The organism is Psychrobacter sp. Ps2 (genome assembly GCF_022129405.1).
In the GTDB taxonomy this organism is placed as follows: domain Bacteria; phylum Pseudomonadota; class Gammaproteobacteria; order Pseudomonadales; family Moraxellaceae; genus Psychrobacter.
Map to the genome: position 1 here is coordinate 111,108 of NZ_JADQAM010000060.1, position 20,364 is coordinate 131,471.

Genomic DNA, 20,364 nt, shown 5'->3' on the forward strand with positions numbered 1-20,364 from the left:
TTTAGTACGCCTATCATATCTCATAAAATCTATTCCCTTTCTCACAAAAAACCATCATTAACATGACAAAAACGAATATACTAATGCCAATTCACTAGGTGAGAGTGTGCCTGTGATACCTCATAATGGCGACATTCCTTATATCTTTTCTACCTTTTATAATAAACAATCAAATATATGGTGACATTATGAACACCTTCCCGCTATTTTTTAAATTAGAAGACCGTAAAGTGCTTATCGTGGGCGGCGGCGAAGTGGCACTGCGTAAAGCGGACTTGCTCAGCCGTGCAGGCGCCTGTATCACTATACTTGCACCCGATATCAGCCACGAGCTACAAGCCTTACTCACTGACAGCAAACATGAATTTATCTATGAGAACTATAATAAAACCTATATGTCAGGCGCACGGGTAATCATTGCCGCGACTGACGATGAGACGCTGAACCACCAAATTCATGCAGATGCGACTGAGCTAAACATTCCAGTCAATGTGGTCGATACCCCGCATTTATGTGACTTTATCTTTCCAGCCATTATCGATCGCAATCCCATTGTGATTGGTATCTCATCAAATGGTAAAGCGCCAGTATTGGCACGGCTATTACGGGCACGCCTTGAGACATTAATCCCGCAAGGCTATGGAAAATTAGCCAAGCTGGCAGGTGAATTCCGCAGTGAGGTAAAAGCCAAGATACCAACGCTTACTGGCCGTCGTCAGTTTTGGGAGCGCGCATTTGAAGGCCAAGTCAGTCAGCTAATGTTCGCCGGTAATGAAACTGAAGCGACTGCACAACTGCAAGCGGATTTAGATAGTACTGCCGCTGCTATCAGTAAGAAAAGCGACGATACAGACTCGGTTAGAGAGTCAGATGCCATCAAGAACGTCGCACCGGATGAGTCAGAAAAAAGCTTACCAGCCGTTGGTGAAGTCTACATTGTGGGCGCAGGCCCTGGTGATCCAGAACTTTTAACCTTTAAAGCACTGCGTCTAATGCAACAAGCGGACGTGGTGTTTTATGATGCTTTAGTCTCACCGCAGGTCTTAGACTTATGCCGCCGTGATGCTGACAAAGTATTCGTCGGTAAAAAACGCAGCAATCATACAGTTGCGCAATTAGGCATCAATGAGCTGCTCGTCAATCATGCCAAACAAGGTCGCCGTGTGGTGCGCTTAAAAGGTGGCGATCCATTTATCTTTGGACGTGGCGGCGAAGAGATCGAAAGCCTGCGGGCACATAATGTGCCATATCAAGTCGTACCGGGTATCACTGCAGCCAATGCCGCTGCTAGCTATGCAGGCATTCCGCTCACTCACCGTGACCATTCACAATCAGTGCGTTTTGTGACAGGATTTTTGAAAGCTGGTGCACCCAACAGTAACTTTAAGAGTTTCTTAAATACTGATGAGACGGTCGTATTTTATATGGGTCTGCACTCGCTGGCACGTTTGACTGAAGGCTTGGTTGACGCTGGTCGTAGCGCTGATACGCCAATTGCCATTGTCTCAAATGCCAGTATGCCCAATCAGCAAGTCCTAACAGGTACGCTTGCCAGCATCGTCAGTCAGCAAGAAACCGCTCAGCTGCCGACGCCTGCCCTGCTTATTATGGGCGACGTGGTCAGCTTGCATCATGATTTGGCTTGGTACAATTTACAAAATCAGCAGCACAACCAAAGCAGCGATGACATAGCTAAAAACTGGTTACGTGAAGGCTCAAGAGGTGAAGCAGTCAAACAGCCCATAGATCAACAAGCTCATGCGCTATCGATGATTGCAAATCTTGCGACAAATTCAGGGGACGATCTAGAGCAGCTCATCATCGATTAATCTTCTGTGTTTTATTATTACCTGTACTGCAAAGCGACCCTGTCAATTATCTATTGGTAGGGTTTTCTTTTGGCAACAGAGAAAATCTCAACGATTCTTGCTAGAATGAAGACTTTCTACTGCTCATAATCATAGTCTACTTATGCCCATACCTGATGCTAGCTTGCCTTCTTCTTTAACCACACAAATGAAACCTTTGACCATATTGCATACCTCAGACTGGCACTTGGGGCGACGTCTGTATGGGCGTCTTCGTTACGAAGAGTTTGAGGCATTTTTGCAGTGGCTAAAAGACACCATTAGCGCACAGCAAGTAGATATATTGATTGTCGCAGGTGACATCTTTGATACCATGACGCCCAGCAATAAAGCCCAAGCGTTGTATTATGAGTTTTTGGGTAAGGTCTCACGCTCCTGCTGTCAGCATGTGGTCATTGTCGCAGGCAATCATGACTCACCGACGTTTTTGGATGCGCCAAGTAATGTGCTCAAATTTTTGAATGTCCATGTGATTGGGACTGCTTGTGATGATTTAGAAGATGAGGTATTGGTCTTAGGTGATGATGATAACAATCCTCATTGCATTATCGCCGCTGTACCCTACCTGCGCGACCGTGATGTACGTAGCAGTAGCGCTGGCGAGTCCGCAGATAGCAAAGACGCCAATGTTATCGCTGGTATTTGCGAGCATTATGACAATGTTGCAGATATTGCGAAGGCTAAGCAAGCCAACTTAATCAAAACGCATCAGCGATATATTCCTATCATCGCGACAGGACACCTATTCGCGTCTGGTGGCAAAACAACCGAGGATGATGGTGTACGCGAGCTATATGTCGGCTCACTAGGTAAAATATCTGCCGATATGTTCAATGATGGCTTTGATTATGTCGCTCTTGGGCATTTGCACGTACCGCAGCGCGTTGGCGGTCGTGAGAGTATTCGCTATTCAGGCTCACCCATCGCGATGGGTTTCGGAGAGGCCAAACAGCAAAAGCAAGTATTGCTGGTACAGTTTGGTGCCGCAGAGCATTTTGATAACGACATTTTAGGGTTAAACGTCGCACCTGATAGTATTACTCCTCATGCTATCGATACAGCTGCTGACATTGAAGTCGCCCAAGTGAAAAAATCAGTAGATAAATTAGCAGAAAAAACCGCTAAAAAAGTGTCTAGTCAGGAACTGCCTTTCATGGATGACTTGTTTGGCTTTGATGAGCCATTAGAAGATGAGGAAGTTAAAAAATCTACTGTCGTAGAAAATACTCCTATTCAGCCTGAGCAATATAAAAGCATTCGAGAAACTTCTACTGACGCCGTGAATAGCAATAAAATTCTACATCGCGATGACGCTAATCAGATGCAAGTAGTTTCCCTACCCATTCCAAAGTTCCAACAATTGGCGCAAATATCTGGTGACCTAACCACAATTGAACAAACCATTCAAGCGCTTACACAATCGGACTCTATTTGGCTAGAGATTGTCTATACAGGTGACGAAATCGTCAGTGATTTGCGTGAGCAAGTGCAAGCAATGGTAGAAGGGTTGCCATGTGAAGTGCTTAAGATAAAAAACACTCGTACTTATAATAAAGTCCTCAATCAGCAGCAAATATCTGAGAACTTGCAGGACTTAAATGAGATGGAAGTGTTTGAGCGCTGCTTGACGATAAATGATGTGGCTGATTCTCAAAAAGACTCATTGCGCGATGCCTATGGTCAGATACTTTATAACTTACGTCATGAAGACAAACAGGCAGAATGATATAAGTGACATATCATGACCACACTTCCTTATCTCTCTCAATTTTTCGCAGTTGCGGCTATTACTAATATTAAGACTTATCCATGCGCCTAATCGAACTCAGACTAAAAAACCTCAACTCCCTAAAAGGCGAATGGCATATTGATTTTGCTGATACTGCCTTTACCAATGAAGGTATCTTTGCTATCACTGGGCAAACAGGTGCTGGCAAGACCACCATATTGGATGCTATTTGCTTAGCGCTATATGGTGAGACGCCAAGGATTAATAGTATCAGTAAGAGCAGTAATGAGGTGATGACGCGGCAGACGGCAGAGTGTTTCGCTGAAGTAGTGATTGACTTAAATGGTGAGCAGTATCGCTGCCGCTGGGGGCAACGCCGTGCTTACAATAAAGCAGATGGCAATCTGCAAGATGCGACTCATGAAATCGCTAAGATAAACGTTGATGACTCGTCAAAAGGGGATGAGCTGTTAGAGAGTACCTTAAAGCATACCAAAAACAAGATCATTGAACTGACTCGGATGGATTTTCAACAGTTCACTCGCTCTATATTGCTAGCTCAGGGTAGCTTTTCAGCATTTCTAAAGGCAAAGGCTGATGAGCGCGCAGATATTTTAGAGAAAATTACGGGCACTGATATTTACGCGACCATCTCAACACAGGTTCATGATAAGAAACGTACCGAGGAAGAAATTCTTAATAAGCTGCAATACGGTTTAGACGGGTTGATGCTTTTAAATACCGATGAAGAAAGTCAGTTAAAAGTGGACTTGCAGTCATATCAAAGTGCTCAAAGTGAACAGCAGCAGACCATTCAAGATTTGGCCGAAAAGATAAAGTGGCTAGATAGCGTCACAGAATCAAAAGAAAAACTGAATACTTATCAAAATGATCTAGCGCAGGCTCAGCAGGCTCAGCAAGACTTCATCCCTAGTGCCAAACGCTTAATCGCTGCTAATAAAGCGTTGGAGATTGATAGTCAGTTTGGTGAGTTATCATCTACCCGCAAGCACGTTAACGAATTAAGCCGAGAAAAAGCGCAGCTCGAATATGACTTACCTAAGCAGCAAGCACTCACAAAAAGCGCTCGCACACAGCTAGAGACAGCAAAAAATCATACACAAGCTGCCCACGAAGCTTTGCAAACGGCTCTACCTAATATTGCGCAGGCGCGTAAACTCGATGTGGAAATTGCGCAGAATAAGAATGTCCTAAAAGACATTGAGCAAAGACAGCAAACTCTAATGAGCAGCACTCAACATTTAAGTAAAGAGATAGACAACCATAAACAGCAGGCTGCGCAGAATAAAATCCAACTCACACGTGTCGAAGGCTATCTTAATGACGCCCATGAATTAAACACTATCGATAGTGATATAGCGAATTTTAAGAGTCATTGCGGCCGACTAAAAGCCCTATTGCAAGAGAATACCGCCCTATCAGATGATAAAACAAGCCAGCAGCAACAGATCCACCAGTATCGCGCCAAACTTGACGTCTTAAATCAACAGAAAAAGACAAAAGACACCACCATGTTGTCTATACAGGATAAATTGGCCGCTTTACAACAAGAGCAAGCAGCATTAACCCAAGTGCAGTCATTGGCTGATATGCGAGATGAGCAAGAGCAGATTGATGATATCAACCGTCAACTTGACCAAGTGAGCGTTAAGGCAAAACAGCAAGATGAGCTTAGTGTACAAGTAGAGAAAATAGTTGCGACCTTGCCAGTAATGAGTAACGACCTCACAAAGCTGGCAGGCTTAATCGCTGATAATGAATCGGCTATCAGCGCTGCCAAAGAAAAGCGTCAAGACAAACAAGCCCAGCTGCATTTACTACAAAAAGTCGCCAAGTTAGAAGACTATATCGCTGACCTAAAAGATGGTCATCCCTGCCCGCTTTGTGGATCGCTAGAGCATCCTTATAGTGCAGACCACCCACATTTGATACAAGAAACGGAAGCAACGCAAACTCAGCGGCAAATAGCAGAGCTGGATACGACTATATCCAATTTAGAAGATACTTTATCTAAACATCGTATTAATCAAGCAACTGTACGACAGCAGTTTGCGCAAGCGGAAGAGCAACAAACCTTGCTAAATCACCAAATACAAAAGTTAAAGACAGATATCGACCAGTTGGTCAGTTCATTACTAAATAAAGGCTATTCTCAATTTGTTGCTGAAACATTAAAACCATTGATGCAGATTGAGACGCATGTAGATGCGCTGTCATTATTAGACAGTAGCAAAATCGAGCTAGGTAAGCGTAGAGAATCTCTTAAAAATACGTTAACTCAATATGAAACGCTTAGCGAATCGCTCTCTACGATGCGTAATGACATCGAAGCGTTAGACAAGGAGCAGCGTGAGCTAACCAGCACTATTAACGATATTGAGAGCAATAGTGAAAAAATAGCATGGGCTATAGAAAACTTAGACAAGAAATCTGCTGATAATTTTTCTGAATTGACTGTGCTCAAAACCGATATATTAGCTCCGTTAAATAAATATTCCGCTGACAAACATCAGTCAGGCACAAAAACGGCGATACGTTCTTCACTGCAATCATTACAACCGCTGATAACCAGCATTGAAAATCAAACCGTACTAAGCAATTTTGACGCTCAGGCACATATCAATACCCTGCGCCAATGTCATAGTGCTCTTTTAGAAGTCAAGCAACAGTTTAACGACTACAGAGAGGATCAACAAAACCTAAAAACATCACTCGGTCGACTAGAAACACAAATCGAGACCAAGCAATCTCAGCTCGATAAAGAAGAAAATGAGCTTGTTAAACTGGTTCAACTCGTGGCAGAAAGAACTGAGGCGATTGAGAAATTACAAACAGATAGAAAGTATGTTTTTGCTAATAAAGATCCTGAAACAGAAGAAAAGCGTTTACGTGATGCGTTAGATCAGGCTCAAATCAGCCAGACCTCTGCCCAAAGACAGCTAGACAATGCTGAACACATACTTAGTCAATTGCTTGATAAGCAACGTCAGGTGACTGAGCAAGTAACTACTGTAAGGATTGCACTTAGCAGCCAAGAAGATACCTTTAAGTCAGCGCTTGCCGCCTCTGATTTCTCTGATGAAATAGATTTTACTAATGCACGCCTGCCCATAGATGAGCGTAACGCACTTAGACAGCAGCAACAGCATATCGATTATGCGCTAAAGCAAGCACAGTCTTTATTGGATGCAACACAAAAAGCAATTGAAGCTAAGCAGGCTAATCCACTTACAACAGACGATAGAGAAACGCTCACCCAACAGCAATCACAAGCCCAAGATGAATTTAACAAACGGATTGAGTCAATCGGTGCAATCAGTCAGCGTTTGAAAGACAATGAAGACAAGAAAATCACCCAACAGGCGCAGATTGATGCTATCACTGCTCAAAAGGACAAGTTGCAAGTTTGGCAACAACTGCACAAATTGATTGGCTCATCTGATGGCAAAAAGTTCCGTACTTTTGCTCAAGGGCTAACCTTTGATCTCATGGTCACTCACGCCAATACGCAGCTGCAAAAAATGAGCGATCGCTATTTGCTGGCCCGTGATGATAATAGTCCACTTGAGCTGAATGTCATTGATAATTATCAGGGCGGTGAAATTCGCAGCACTAAAAACCTCTCAGGCGGCGAAGGTTTTATCATTAGCCTAGCATTAGCACTAGGGCTATCACAGATGGCCAGCCAAAATATACGTGTTGACTCGCTATTTTTGGATGAAGGGTTTGGTACGTTGGATGAGGAATCTTTAGACATTGCACTTGATACGCTGACCAATCTACAGCAAGAAGGTAAATTAATCGGGGTGATATCCCATGTTCAGGCGCTAAAAGATCGTATCTTAACCCAAATAAAAGTAGAGAAGCTCTCGGGCGGCTTTAGCCGAATTAGTGGTCAAGGGTGTCATAAAGTCGTCAGTGAAAAAGTATCATAAGTTAGGTTAATCACTTAAACCATTTTTTTTAGACAATAAAAAACCACCGAACATGAAGGACGGTGGTTTTTTTGTGCGACAGTTTCAGTTTGATATTATTTCATTACTTAGTTACTAAACCACTAAGCTCACTCATTAATACTGACAACGTTGAAAGACCGATTTGACCTTCTTCATCGTTGCTATGCAGCTCATCCAACTTATTCATCTCTGTAGTGACTGCAGCAAGCTGATCGACGTGTCTTGCTCTCCATTCACTAAATGCTTGCTTAGCATCTGGTTTTGAGAGTACCGCATCCATCAATAGACGCAAGCTGCGTGACAGCTCGTTCACTAACGCATGGCGAGCACGGCGATCCCAATAATCTTGCTGTGGTAGGCTGGCAATATTTTCCATCATCCAGTCTAACTGCAACACTTGGTAGGCTTCAAAGTATAAAGTTGCAATCTCATCGACAGGACGCTCGTATTGCTCAGCAAGCAATGCAGCATCAAGCGCATCGACATGGTACGGTAGCATCGCAAATAGCGTAGCATCATTATCAGACAGCTCTTTTTGCATCAAACGAGAAGTGTCTTCTTGCAGATATTGTGCAAACTGCTGCTCGATAAAGCCACTTGGCTTAGTCAATTTTTCTACACTTTCACTAAAGCGGCTAATCATATCAGCGACTTGCAAGTTTTGACCAAAGGCATTGATAAACCAGACCACACCGCGCTCAAGTGAATCACGTAGACGTAGCTCAAGGTTCAGCAGTAACGTCGCCTCAACTTGATTGTCTAGGGCTTCAAGTGCTTTCCAAGCACGCGATACATTGAATACATCACGGCTAATCGCATAACCGCGTACGATAGTGGCTAGTGATTGATCGGTTTCCTCAAAGAGACGGAACAGCGCTTCAATACCTAAACGGTTGACCACACTGTTGGTCAAGTAAGTACTGATAATCTCGCGATGCAAACGATGCTCAGTCATCTCGTCAAAGAAGCGTGACGCAAGTTCATCTGGGAAGTACTTACGTAGCTCATTGATAAAGTACGGATCATCTGGTAAATCAGATAGTAGTAGATTGTCATAAACCCACATCTTGCCATAAGCCAAGACCACTGCTAGCTCAGGATTGGTCAGACCAGTATCCGCTTTTTGACGCTTTGCAATCTCTTCATCTGATGGTAGATACTCAATCGCACGATCCAGACGCCCTTCACTCTCTAACATCTGAATAAAGCGCTGATGATCGCTCAGATTGGCTGCTGCACGGATATGGCTCAGCTCAATCGCTTGTGGTTGCAAGTAGTTTTGACGTAGTACCAATTCTGCTACGGTGTCAGTCATACTCTCAAGCAGCTCATTACGTTGCTTCAGCGTCATATCGCCTTGCTCGACCACTTTGCCGAGTAGGATTTTGATGTTGACTTCATGATCCGAGCAGTTAACACCGCCTGAGTTGTCGATTGCATCTGTATAGATATGTCCGCCCGTTTGAGCGTACTCGATACGACCTTGCTGGGTTAGACCTAAGTTACCACCTTCACCAACGACGGCTGCACGTAGCTCATTACCATCGATACGCAGCGAATCATTTGCACGGTCGCCCACATCAGCATGTGTTTCATTTGCACTTTTGACATAAGTACCGATACCACCATTCCAGATAAGATCGACAGGTGCACGTAGTAACGCACTGATCAAATCATTCGGTGCAAGGCTGTCTTCACTGATATCGAAGAGCGACTTCATCTCAGGACTGATAGCGATGGTTTTGTCTTGGCGCGAGAAGATACCACCACCTTGACTGATCAATGATGCTTCATAATCTGCCCATGATGAGCGTGGTAGCTCAAATAAGCGTGCGCGCTCAGCGTACGAGGCTGCCGTATCTGGATTAGGATCAATAAAGATATGCAAATGGTTAAAGGCAGCAACGAGCTTAGTATGCGTTGATAGCAGCATGCCATTACCGAATACATCCCCACTCATGTCACCAATACCGACAACGGTAAAGTCATCACGGTTTTGGATGTCCATACCGCGCATACGGAAGTGACGTTTGACCGACTCCCATCCACCGCGAGCTGTGATACCCATTGCTTTATGGTCATACCCTACTGAGCCACCTGATGCAAAGGCATCATCTAGCCAGAAGTTGTACTCTGCTGCTAACGCGTTGGCTATGTCAGAGAAGGTAGCTGTACCTTTGTCTGCTGCAACAACCAAGTACGGGTCGTCCTCATCATGGCGTACCGTGTTGGCTGGCGGGACGATGTTGCCATCTACAATATTGTCTGTGACATCAAGCATGCCGCGTAAGAATGTCTGATAGCAAGCAATACCTTCTGCTTGGAACGCCTCACGACCATCAGCCATGCTCTTGGTTTTTACAATAAATCCGCCTTTAGAGCCTACAGGGACGATTACTGCATTTTTGACCATCTGTGCTTTGACAAGGCCAAGTACTTCAGTACGGAAATCTTCCATACGATCTGACCAGCGCAGACCACCACGAGCGACTTTGCCGCCACGTAAATGTACAGCTTCGACGCGTGGTGAATACACAAATATCTCAAACATTGGCTTTGGTTTAGGCAAGTTTGGAATGTCTGCTGCCAAGAACTTAAATGACAGACGATCTTTGCGCTGACCATCACTATCAACTTGATAGAAGTTGGTACGTACCATCGCATTAATCAAATCTAAGTACCAGCGCAAGATACGATCTTCGTCTAGACTATCTACATCTGCTAGCGCAGCAGTAATTTCCTCTTGAATAGTAGCGGCTTTTTGTTGACGATCTTCTTCGCTATACTTAGGATTCATACGTGCGTCAAACAAACTACCTAACGCGACACTGATATCACTGTTTTTGACCACAGTTTGCTGAATATAAGCACTAGAGAATGGCGCACGAGCCTGCAGCATATAGCGAGACAATGCACGCAATACGACGACATCATAAGTATCGAGCTTGGTCGTTAGTACCAATTCATTAAACGAATCGCTCTCCACTCGGCCTGCCCAGATTTGTTTGAGGCTGTCTTCGAACTGACCACGCACCACTTGCATATTGACCGTATCGACATGCTCAAGGGTCAGTTCATACTCTTGCATCCAGATAGGCTGCTCTGGCAAATCAAACTCATAAGTTTGTGCTGAGATAACCGACACACCAAAGTTTTCAAGTATTGGCAATACTTTTGACAAGATAACTGGCTGCTCGCGACCGTATAGCTTTAGGTGGAGCTGGTTACGTGCATCGCCTGTCGACTGGTATAAATGCCAAAGCATTGGTTGCTCTGCGGTCAGTCCTGCCAGACGCTTCGTGTCTTCGACTGCGGTACGAGCATCAAAACGCTCTTGGTAGGCAGCAGGAATATAGTTTAAGAAGCGACGATTTAAAGCATTGGCTTGTTGTTCGCCCACATTGTCGAGTAGCATTTTTTGATAATTATCATCCCATGATTGCATGAGTGCTGATAATTTGGCTTCAAGTGTGGCGATATTGACGTCATTTACTTGGCCAGGCACGGTACGTACGTGGACATGCACACGAGCATGCGCAGATTCGTTAAACTCAGTGGTAAACCCTGAAGACATACCGTTATAGGCATCTTTTAGGACGTTTTGTACTTTGATACGTAGCTCGGTATTGAACTTATCACGCGGGATATAGACCAAGCACGAAACAAAACGCTGATAATGGTCGATACGGCTAAATAGACGTAAGCTCTTTTTGTCTTGTAGTTGAGTAATGCCCGAAACAATTGGATATAGCTCTTCGACGCTGGCTTGGAACAAATCATCACGCGGTAAGGTGTTAATCACATGCATCATCTTGTGATGGGCATGACCGTCACGTGGCAAGTCTGCCATCGCCATAATCTTATTGGCTTTTTCTCGCAATAGCGGTATTTGCTGTACAGTCAGCTGATAGGCTTGTGACGTAAGCAAACCGATAAAGCGGTATTCACCAATTAGGTTGCCATTGTCATCGAACTTATGAATGCCCAAAAAGTCCATATATACTGAACGGTGTACAGGTGATACACGGCTTGATTTAGACAGCATCAACACGCGCGGCTCAGTCAATAATTGCTTTAAGCCTCTAGGCAATTGGCTGAAGCTTTCTGATAGCTTGTCTTTTTCAGAACCACGTAATAGACCTAGACCACTGTTACCAATCGCAAATAAATCCAAATCGGTCGGCTCAGAAGTCACTTCGATAGACTGACCGCCTTCTAAGCGGTATTCACGATAACCTAAGAATATGAAGTGATCGTCTAAGATCCAATCTAAAAATGCTTGGATTTCTTGTTGTGAGTAGAATACTTCTGGTAGCGGCTTCGTTGAAAGCTCCGTTTTGATGTCGTTCAACTGCGCACGCATCTGTTTCCAGTCGCCAACGACCGTATCAAGCGTGTCAATTTTTGACATAAGCATCTGTTGAAGTGCTTCCAAGTCTTCGTTGTCTTGGTAAGCAATTTCACAATGAATCAAGGACATATGTGAAGTGGCACTTTCATGTGCGCCTTCGATATGGGTGATATCACCATTGTCATCACGCTCAACACTGATAATGATGTTGTAAGTACGATGAACATCGATACCTTCAGCTTCTAGGCTCATCAAAATTGTATCAACTAAGAATGGTCTATCATAAGCTGCGATTTGAATGACAGTGTGCGAGCTGTGAAAGTGCTGCTCTTCTGCTGCTGGGTTTAGTACTGTCAGCTGCGGCTTGCTGCCGTCGTAAGCTTTGAGTAGTGTAAAGTGATGTAGCGCCATGCCCGCCAAGTCAGCATTACTAATCGCCTCTGCAGTTTCTTGATGCAGCGGCTGATAATAGCTATGAATAAAATGATCAAATAGCGATTTGTCTTTTTGTACATAACTGGTAGCAATATCGCTTATCTGGCTAATGCGCTCTTTTGCGATACTGAGGGAGTTTGGCATTTCCTGCGTCCTTTTTTTATAGATTTGGTTTAACATTTATTTATTTAAGTTTATCGATTTAGATTGACTACTGTTACTGCATATTCATCATTGGTGCAACGGTGCAGTATTTCCATTCACGCGACTTATTTTATTTTTATAACAGTTAGAAATTTTCTCCTTTTTTGCTCTTATTTTTTATTAATATGTAGCCATCAGAATTTAATACTACCAATATAGTGAAGTGTAACGCACATAAGGCGCGAGCTAAAGTGTACAACATCATTTCATGAATCAGCGATGTGTCGATAACCTTTACTAATGAGACAATGCATTTTTAGACATCGATATGGATGATTCGGTGCTGGCAGGCGGATACTCATGGTAATTGAAGGCGTTTTTTTGTTAGAATATGCCAACATATTTAAGAGCGTACGACTCGCTCACTATTAACTTTAATGCTAAGGGCAAAAGGTATGATGAATATTTTGGTGGTTGGCTCAGGTGGTCGCGAACACGCATTGGCATGGCAATGTGCAAAAGATGACAATGTAAAAAATGTCTACATCGCTCCTGGCAATGCTGGCACCGCCCTTGAGCCTAAATGCCAAAACGTTACGCTAGAGTCTACCGACGCTGACGAGCATAGTGCTGTTATCGCCTTTTGTCAAAATAATGATATCGACATGGTAATTGTTGGTCCAGAAGCGCCTTTGGTTACGGGTATTGTTGATGCTTGTCGTGATGCAGGTATCAAGGCATGGGGCCCAACAGCATACTGTGCACAGTTAGAAGGCTCAAAAACTTTTGCTAAAGAGTTCATGGAGCAAAACAATATCCCAACCGCTGCTTATCAAGGTTTTACCGACGCAGTCGCTGCAAAAGCCTATGTCGATGAGCAAGGCGCGCCTATCGTTATCAAAGCAGACGGCCTTGCTGCAGGTAAAGGCGTTATCGTCGCTGAAACGATCGAACAAGCACATGAAGCTATCGACGATATGCTAGCGGATAATAAGTTCGGTGATGCTGGTAGCCGTGTGGTTATCGAGCAGTTTTTACAGGGTGAAGAAGCCAGCTTTATCTGTATGATTGATGGTGACAACATCTTGCCAATGGCAACCAGCCAAGATCACAAACGTGCTTTTGAAGGTGATACTGGTCCGAATACTGGTGGTATGGGTGCCTACTCCCCTGCTCCAGTTGTTACCAGCGATGTTCATAACAAAGTTATGCAGCAAGTGATTCAACCAGTAGTCGATGCCATGAAAAACGCAGGCCATCCTTATACTGGATTCTTATACGCTGGTCTTATGATTGATAAGGCAGGCGACCCGTATGTCATCGAATTTAACTGCCGTTTTGGTGATCCAGAAACGCAGCCTATCTTAATGCGTTTGCAATCATCAATGGTCGATTTGGTCGCACAAGGTTTGGCAGGTCAATTACCTAGTGAAGCCAAATGGGATGCGCGCCCTGCTCTAGGTATCGTTGTCGCATCAAAAGGCTACCCTGAAACTTCGTCTAAAGGTGATGTGATTGCTGGCTTGCCAGAGCTAGATCCTAATAACGACGAAGCTGTGAAAGTTTTCCATGCTGGCACGGCATTTTCTAACGATAATGATAAAGAAGTCGTCACAAACGGCGGGCGTGTATTATGTGTAACTGCGTTAGCAGATAGCATTTCTGATGCTCAGCAAGCCGCATTAGCAGTAACCGCTGCTATTAGCTTCGATGGTGCGCAGTACCGCCGTGATATTGGTCACCACGCCATCACTCGCGAAAATGCTTAACAGCTAAAGCATACTAAAAACATATTGAGTAACGTCTTGGGCAACATTTTAGATAATGCGAAGGTTTTGCTCAATATGTTTGATTAATAGTATTTCTGTATTTTATAGCTCTATATCATTATTTGACCTAGCATCATGCTAGGTCTTATTTTTTATTATCTTTTTGATACTTATCTATTGATTATAAATAGACTTTTCTAAATTTTAATAGTCAGTGACCTTGCTAGAAAATTCTAGCTATTTACTAATCATACTTAAATTAGTAAGCACCTATTTATCAATAGTTACCGCTAGATATTAGCTTACAAAGTAACTATCAATGGCCAGCTCAGGCTCATAAAACCAACGCGCTTTATATGATACAATTTTGTACCTGTGCATCACGTCTCCCTTGTATTGTAGGTTTCGAACCCGCAAATCAATACCAATTGGATGAATGATTATACTTATGGCAAATGATACGTCTAAACCTTTTAGCAACAAGCAATCAATCGATAGCCTAAAAACCTCAGGGTTTGATCGTCGTATGTCGATTGCAAAAACTTCTTTGAATATTGGTCGTCGTTGGGCGGGTAATAGCGTGTCTGGTATGTTCTTAAATAAAGAAGCACGTACTGCACGTAATCAGGCATTTATGGAAACGCAGGCAAATTATCTGGCATCAGAGTTAGGTAAATTGAAAGGTTCGGTCGTCAAGATTGGTCAAATGCTAGCGATTTATGGTGAGCACATACTGCCGCCAGAGATCACGCGCGCTTTGCAAACCCTTAATGATGACACGGCGACATTGACTTGGCCGACGATTGAGCAAACATTACGCCAGTTACTGGGCAACAAACTAACCGAGCTAGACATTGATCCTGTCCCCATTGGAACTGCTTCTCTTGCTCAAGTTCACCGTGCGACCGTACTCGCCACTGGCGAACAAGTTGTGTTAAAAATTCAGTATCCGGGTGTGGCAGACGCTATCAACTCTGATCTTGCTTTGTTCAAACGATTGTTAAAAGTAAGTAATATCGTCCCTCAAACACGGGCACTCGATGCTTGGTTTGAGGAAATACGTGACCTACTCCATCACGAAGTCGATTATGAAGCGGAAGCGGCTACGACGGAGCGTTTTTACGAGCGTTTAATTGATGATCCGCGCTATATCGTGCCTAAGATCAATCGCACTTATTCTAAAAAGCGTCTGCTATGTATGTCATACGAGCCAGGTATCACTGTGGTCTCGGAAGCACTGCAATTACTACCTCATGAACGCCGTAATGCCATTGGCCAAGCAGCTATAGAAATCATGATGCAAGAGATTTTTGTATGGGGTGAGATGCAAACAGATCCCAACTTTGGTAATTATTTAGTGCGTGTGAGCGAAAACGAAGAAGATATCGATAGATTGGTTTTGCTAGATTTTGGAGCGATTCGTCAGTTTGATGGTAACTTATTAACGATTGCCCGTGATCTACTACGCGCAGGATATCGTCATGATCAGCAAGCAATGAGCATTGCTATGAAAGGATATGACTTTTTCGATAGCATGAGCAATAAAGTACGTTCAGATATTGCTTCGTTATTTTTACTGGCTACCGAGCCTTTTAGTGATCCTGAGAAAAACGCTAATATCCCTAGTGAATGTTTGGATGAGCAGAATCGCTATATTTGGGCTAACAGTAAATTACATTCACGCCTATCTACTACGGCTACACGCGCAATGCAATCTTTTGAATTTAATCTACCACCAAAAGAATTTATGTTTATTAGCCGCAAGTTTATCGGTGCATATACCTTTTTAACTGTTCTAGATGCGCATACCAACTCTAACAGCCTCGTAAAACCTTATTTATAAACTGTGTAAATTTTGAGCCGTCTTTTAGTGACGGCTTTTACTGTTTTAGTTTTACTTGCTTAGGCTATTTTATATCTAATACTATTACCTTTATCGTAGAGCACTGACATAAGCCCTATATTTACTTAGGCTATTATTTTTCGCTTATAGCTCTTACCTGCCAATCATCAAATCTTGTCTTATACCACTTTGGCTTACGAATACTTAGCTCCCAACACACTTCTTGTCGGGCAAGATATTTCACTTCGAAATGTGTGCGCTGACTGGTCGCTGGTACTCGAGAACGTGTTGATGGTAGACACCACACTTTAGTTGCTTGGTATTCTGCATTGTCCATATAGGATTCGATATTAGTCACTAATATCACTTCTCCGCCCACCTGCAAGCGTGATAATAAAAACTCAAAAAAAGGCATATTCAGCCATTGCTGATTTGGATTGTGCTGTTCAGGATTGGGATAAAGAATGAAGATTTTAGCCAAGCTATTCGGTTTAATGGCATGCACTGTCCATGCAATCGCATCCGCATGAATCGCATCTAGGTTTGATAGATTTTGTAAAGTGGCTAATTTTGAGAATGCTTCAAATTTATTACGCGTGCGTTCAATGGCTATCAGATGCTTGTCAGGATTTTGTGCGGCAAAGCTAAGTGCATGCTTACCCTTCCCTGCCCCAATCTCTAGCATTAACGGTTTTTCATTTTTTTTGTCATTAATGATATTTGGAATAATAAAGTCACGCGGTGCTGACAGTTTTTGTGGTTGAAAGGCACGCTCTTGCTGATGCGTGAGATCAATATTGTCGGTCATCTACTATCCTTAAAGCATTTGTCTTTTGTCATTATTCGGCCCCATGCTATTATATAGTCAATCCAATTGAATAGTAATACAGCGATAGCAAGTACGCCTCGTTTAGTCGTAATTTAAATGACGGATGCGTTTTATGCTTGTGCTGTATGCAACCAATACTAATAACATTTAGGACATTGCTCTTTTCTTATGACTGACTCTACTGCAAATACGCCCCCAAAGACCTACCCTTGCCCACGTTGCGGTACCCAGACGGCCTGGCAAGACAATAAATATAAGCCGTTTTGTAGCAGTCGCTGCAAGCTGATCGACTTAGGTGCTTGGGCAAACGAAGATTACACCTTACCTGCAGAAACCACGCCTTTTTCTGACGAGCTATAACCCACACTTTTACTCAATTATTATACCAAGGATGCTTTACATGTCTGCTACTTACCTGATGCCCACTTATAATCGTCAACCAATCAGCTTTACACGCGGTGCAGGCAGTTGGCTCTATACCAAAGATGACACGCCTTACTTAGATGCCTTAACTGGTATCGCGGTATGCGGCTTAGGACACTGTCATCCACAAGTCACTGACGCGATTCAGCAACAAGCAGGTACGTTAATTCATACGAGCAACTTGTTTGGCATTGATTGGCAAGAGCGTGCTGGAGAGATACTATGTACCGCCGCCCAAATGGACAGCGTGTTTTTTGCCAATAGCGGCGCCGAAGCCAATGAAGCTGCATTAAAACTGGCACGTTTATACGCGTACAAACAAGGTTTTAAACGTCCAAAAGTTATCGTAATGGAGCAATCGTTCCATGGTCGTACGTTATTATCTTTGTCAGCTACTGCAAATCCAAAAGCACGTGAAGGATTTTATACGCTAGATGAGGACTTTATTCGTGTGCCATTTGGCGATATCGCTGCCGTCAAACAAGCTGCTCAAGAACATGATGATATCTGCGCTATCTTTGTAGAGCCGATCCAAGGCGAAGGTGGCCTAAACACTGCAGCCAATGGCTTTACTTATCTTGAAGAGCTGCAAGCGGAATGTGACGCTCATAACTGGCTATTTATGCTGGATGAAGTGCAAACAGGTAATGGCCGTACGGGTAGATATTTTGCTTATCAACATAGCAATGCTCGCCCTGATGTGTTGACGACAGCCAAAGGTCTAGGTAATGGTTTCCCAGTTGGTGCGTGCATGGTACGTGGCCGTGCCAATGGTCTGTTTGGCGCTGGTAGCCACGGCTCTACTTATGGTGGTACACCATTGGCCAGCCGTGTGGTACATAGCGTATATGACGTGCTAGCAAATAGTAATATCATGGAAAACGCAGTGACTGAGGGTTTATTCATTAGAGAAAGTATCGTTGATACATTTGGTCAACATGGCGTTAGCAGTCGCGGTGCAGGTATGATGATTGGTATCGCGCTACCTGAAGATATGGATTGTAACCAACTGGTAGATCGTGCCCGTGATGAGCAAAAGCTGATCATTAATGTGACGGGTGGTCATGTTGTACGTTTGCTGCCACCACTTAACATGAGCCGTGATGAAAGCACACAAGTTATTGAGCGTTTAATTAATTTATTAAAGCCATCATTTTAAAGCAGGCTTCAATATTAGTAATAGACAATAAAAAAGCCTATAGATGATTCATTATCTATAGGCTTTTTGCTAACTGCTAACTGCTAACTGCTTATTGCTAACTAAAAACGTTTCGTGCGTAGTGAGAACAACACTTAATTCGCATGGAAGTACTTTTTCAATACTTCTAGACAACGAGTAATTTTAGCTGGCTGTTGGTCGCGATTTAAAGTGACCGCATATAGCACAAAGCTTGGTAATTGATAGCCAGTCAACACTTCTACTAGTTCTCCACTTTCAAGCTCTTTTTTGACGTCCATTTCTAACATTCTAACCAACCCGTGACCTTCTTTAGCCAACGTCGTTGCCATAAACACGTTGTTGGTATAGATACGTGAGTTCATTTTGACACGCGTTTTTTTGCCAGTTTCAGTCTGAATCATATCGATCTGATTGGCATCTTTCATGATTTCAATACAGATTAATTGATGCTCAGCCAAATCTTTAGGCGTATTTAGCTTACTGTGCTGACGCAAATACTGAGGTGAGGCAACCAATAGTTGGCGCACATCGGTCAATGGATGACTGCTCAAACTAGAATCATTAATCGATGGACTCATGCGAATGGCAATATCAATACGCTCATCAATCATATCGATATAATGATTATCAGCTAGATAGGTAACGCTTAAATCATCATGTGCCGCCATCCACGTAGAGAGTGCCGGCAGTATGTGATTAACACCAAGCTCAGGAGTCGTCGATACACGCAAGCTACCTGCTAGCTCATCACGCAATTGATTAACTTTAATACGCCCTTGCTCTGCTGCACTGACGACATCTTTTGCCGCTTCATAAAAGCTCTCGCCAGCTTCTGTTAAGCTTAGCTTACGAGTTGAGCGATGTAGCAACACCACCCCAAGCTCGTTCTCTAGCGAACGAATTTGCTGACTGACTGCACTGGTTGTAATACCTAGCTCACGTGCTGAGCCACTAAAAGAGCCATGTCCGACCACACTGGCGAACACAGCCATACCGCGTAAATTATCCAACATATTCTCACCTAAACGTCATTTCAGTTTTTAATATAACTTAACCATTATAACGACTTTGCATTCATCTTATCGTTATCAAATGGTTCTCTCTTGTTTGATAAATATATTTTGACCCGTAATAAAAACAAAAATATCAAGGTGATATATTGCTATCACCTTGATATTTAATATAAAACTACGCTCAATATATAAATATACTTTTAGATACTTTGAGCAAACACTGCTCTAAAGTTTCAATACAGCTGTACTTTACCCATTTTCCCCTCACCGCGTTCAGTTAAATACTGCATTACTGGTGTTTTTAGCAATTTCATTTCAGCAACGGTTTTCGCTTGCTCTAAACGTTTTTTCTGTCGGCGCTCTGGGGTTTTATCTTCGGTCTGCATGATACTACTATCAATTTTCAAGTCAATGTCAGCTCGCGTAAATTGCTGTTGTAGCTTAGCTGCTAATTGCTGAAAAGTGACCTGCAAATGCTTACTATCAACACTGGTCAAAAACGTGGCTTTACCATTGCATTGTCCAGTCATTGTGCCTTGTCGTGCTAGTGCTAGCTCATCTTGAGCTAATACCTCGCCTTCACGAGCAGTTTGTAACCAGTAGTCCCACTTTTCTGGGTTCCACTCGCCTGTCAGTTCTTGAGGTGGACAACGCAGCAACGTGCGTGGATCTTCATCAGAGTGGGCTATTAATTGAGAATCATTTGCATCAGGCTCAACAACTGGTTCAGGCTCAACAACTGGTTCAGGCTCAACAACTGGTTCAGGCTCAACAACTGGTTCAGGCTCAACAACTGGTTCAGG

At 43.3% G+C, this 20,364-nt stretch carries 10 protein-coding genes and 1 pseudogene; 7 read left to right on the plus strand and 4 right to left on the minus strand.

From position 1 onward, the window contains the following. Positions 1–188: 188 nt before the first annotated feature. From cysG to I3254_RS11260, 3 genes are all read left to right on the plus strand, one after another. A complete protein-coding gene (cysG, locus tag I3254_RS11250; protein WP_238052924.1) occupies positions 189–1,829 on the plus strand; it encodes a siroheme synthase CysG in 1,641 nt (546 codons plus the stop codon). 142 nt (positions 1,830–1,971) lie between these two features. After that, on the plus strand, positions 1,972–3,594 hold the full coding sequence (locus I3254_RS11255; protein WP_238052925.1) for an exonuclease SbcCD subunit D C-terminal domain-containing protein: 1,623 nt from the start codon (positions 1,972–1,974) through the stop codon (positions 3,592–3,594). Between the two features lie 83 nt (positions 3,595–3,677). Then, positions 3,678–7,553 carry an SbcC/MukB-like Walker B domain-containing protein gene (locus I3254_RS11260; protein ID WP_238052926.1) on the plus strand — a complete coding sequence of 1,292 codons (3,876 nt, stop codon included), beginning with the start codon at positions 3,678–3,680 and terminating at the stop codon, positions 7,551–7,553. A 103-nt stretch (positions 7,554–7,656) separates the two neighbouring features. Here the strand turns inward: I3254_RS11260 and I3254_RS11265 are convergent, their stop codons facing one another. Next, positions 7,657–12,504, minus strand: coding sequence for an NAD-glutamate dehydrogenase (locus tag I3254_RS11265; protein WP_238052927.1), 4,848 nt, complete (start codon positions 12,502–12,504; stop codon positions 7,657–7,659). Between the two features lie 458 nt (positions 12,505–12,962). On the opposite strand from I3254_RS11265, the gene purD reads away from it, so the two are divergent. Next, positions 12,963–14,273: a phosphoribosylamine--glycine ligase gene (purD, locus tag I3254_RS11270; RefSeq protein ID WP_238052984.1), complete on the plus strand. Its 1,311-nt coding sequence runs from the start codon at positions 12,963–12,965 to the stop codon at positions 14,271–14,273. 448 nt (positions 14,274–14,721) lie between these two features. After that, positions 14,722–16,116 (plus strand): AarF/ABC1/UbiB kinase family protein, encoded by a 1,395-nt coding sequence (locus I3254_RS11275; protein WP_238052928.1) that lies wholly within the window; start codon positions 14,722–14,724, stop codon positions 16,114–16,116. A 133-nt stretch (positions 16,117–16,249) separates the two neighbouring features. On the opposite strand, the gene I3254_RS11280 is transcribed toward I3254_RS11275, so the two are convergent. Further along, positions 16,250–16,924, minus strand: coding sequence for a DUF938 domain-containing protein (locus tag I3254_RS11280; RefSeq protein WP_238052929.1), 675 nt, complete (start codon positions 16,922–16,924; stop codon positions 16,250–16,252). Positions 16,925–17,113: 189 nt separating this feature from the next. On the opposite strand from I3254_RS11280, the gene I3254_RS11285 reads away from it, so the two are divergent. Together I3254_RS11285 and I3254_RS11290 are read left to right on the plus strand one after the other, a co-directional pair. Continuing rightward, positions 17,114–17,305, plus strand: coding sequence for a DNA gyrase inhibitor YacG (locus I3254_RS11285; protein WP_057760289.1), 192 nt, complete (start codon positions 17,114–17,116; stop codon positions 17,303–17,305). Positions 17,306–17,345: 40 nt separating this feature from the next. Further along, positions 17,346–18,527: an aspartate aminotransferase family protein gene (locus tag I3254_RS11290; RefSeq protein WP_165596986.1), complete on the plus strand. Its 1,182-nt coding sequence runs from the start codon at positions 17,346–17,348 to the stop codon at positions 18,525–18,527. A 134-nt stretch (positions 18,528–18,661) separates the two neighbouring features. Here I3254_RS11290 and I3254_RS11295 read toward each other — a convergent pair whose 3' ends face one another. Next, positions 18,662–19,561, minus strand: coding sequence for a LysR family transcriptional regulator (locus tag I3254_RS11295; RefSeq protein WP_057760292.1), 900 nt, complete (start codon positions 19,559–19,561; stop codon positions 18,662–18,664). A 233-nt stretch (positions 19,562–19,794) separates the two neighbouring features. Continuing rightward, a pseudogene (locus tag I3254_RS11300) lies at positions 19,795–20,364 on the minus strand (DNA polymerase III subunit gamma/tau); the annotation flags it as partial.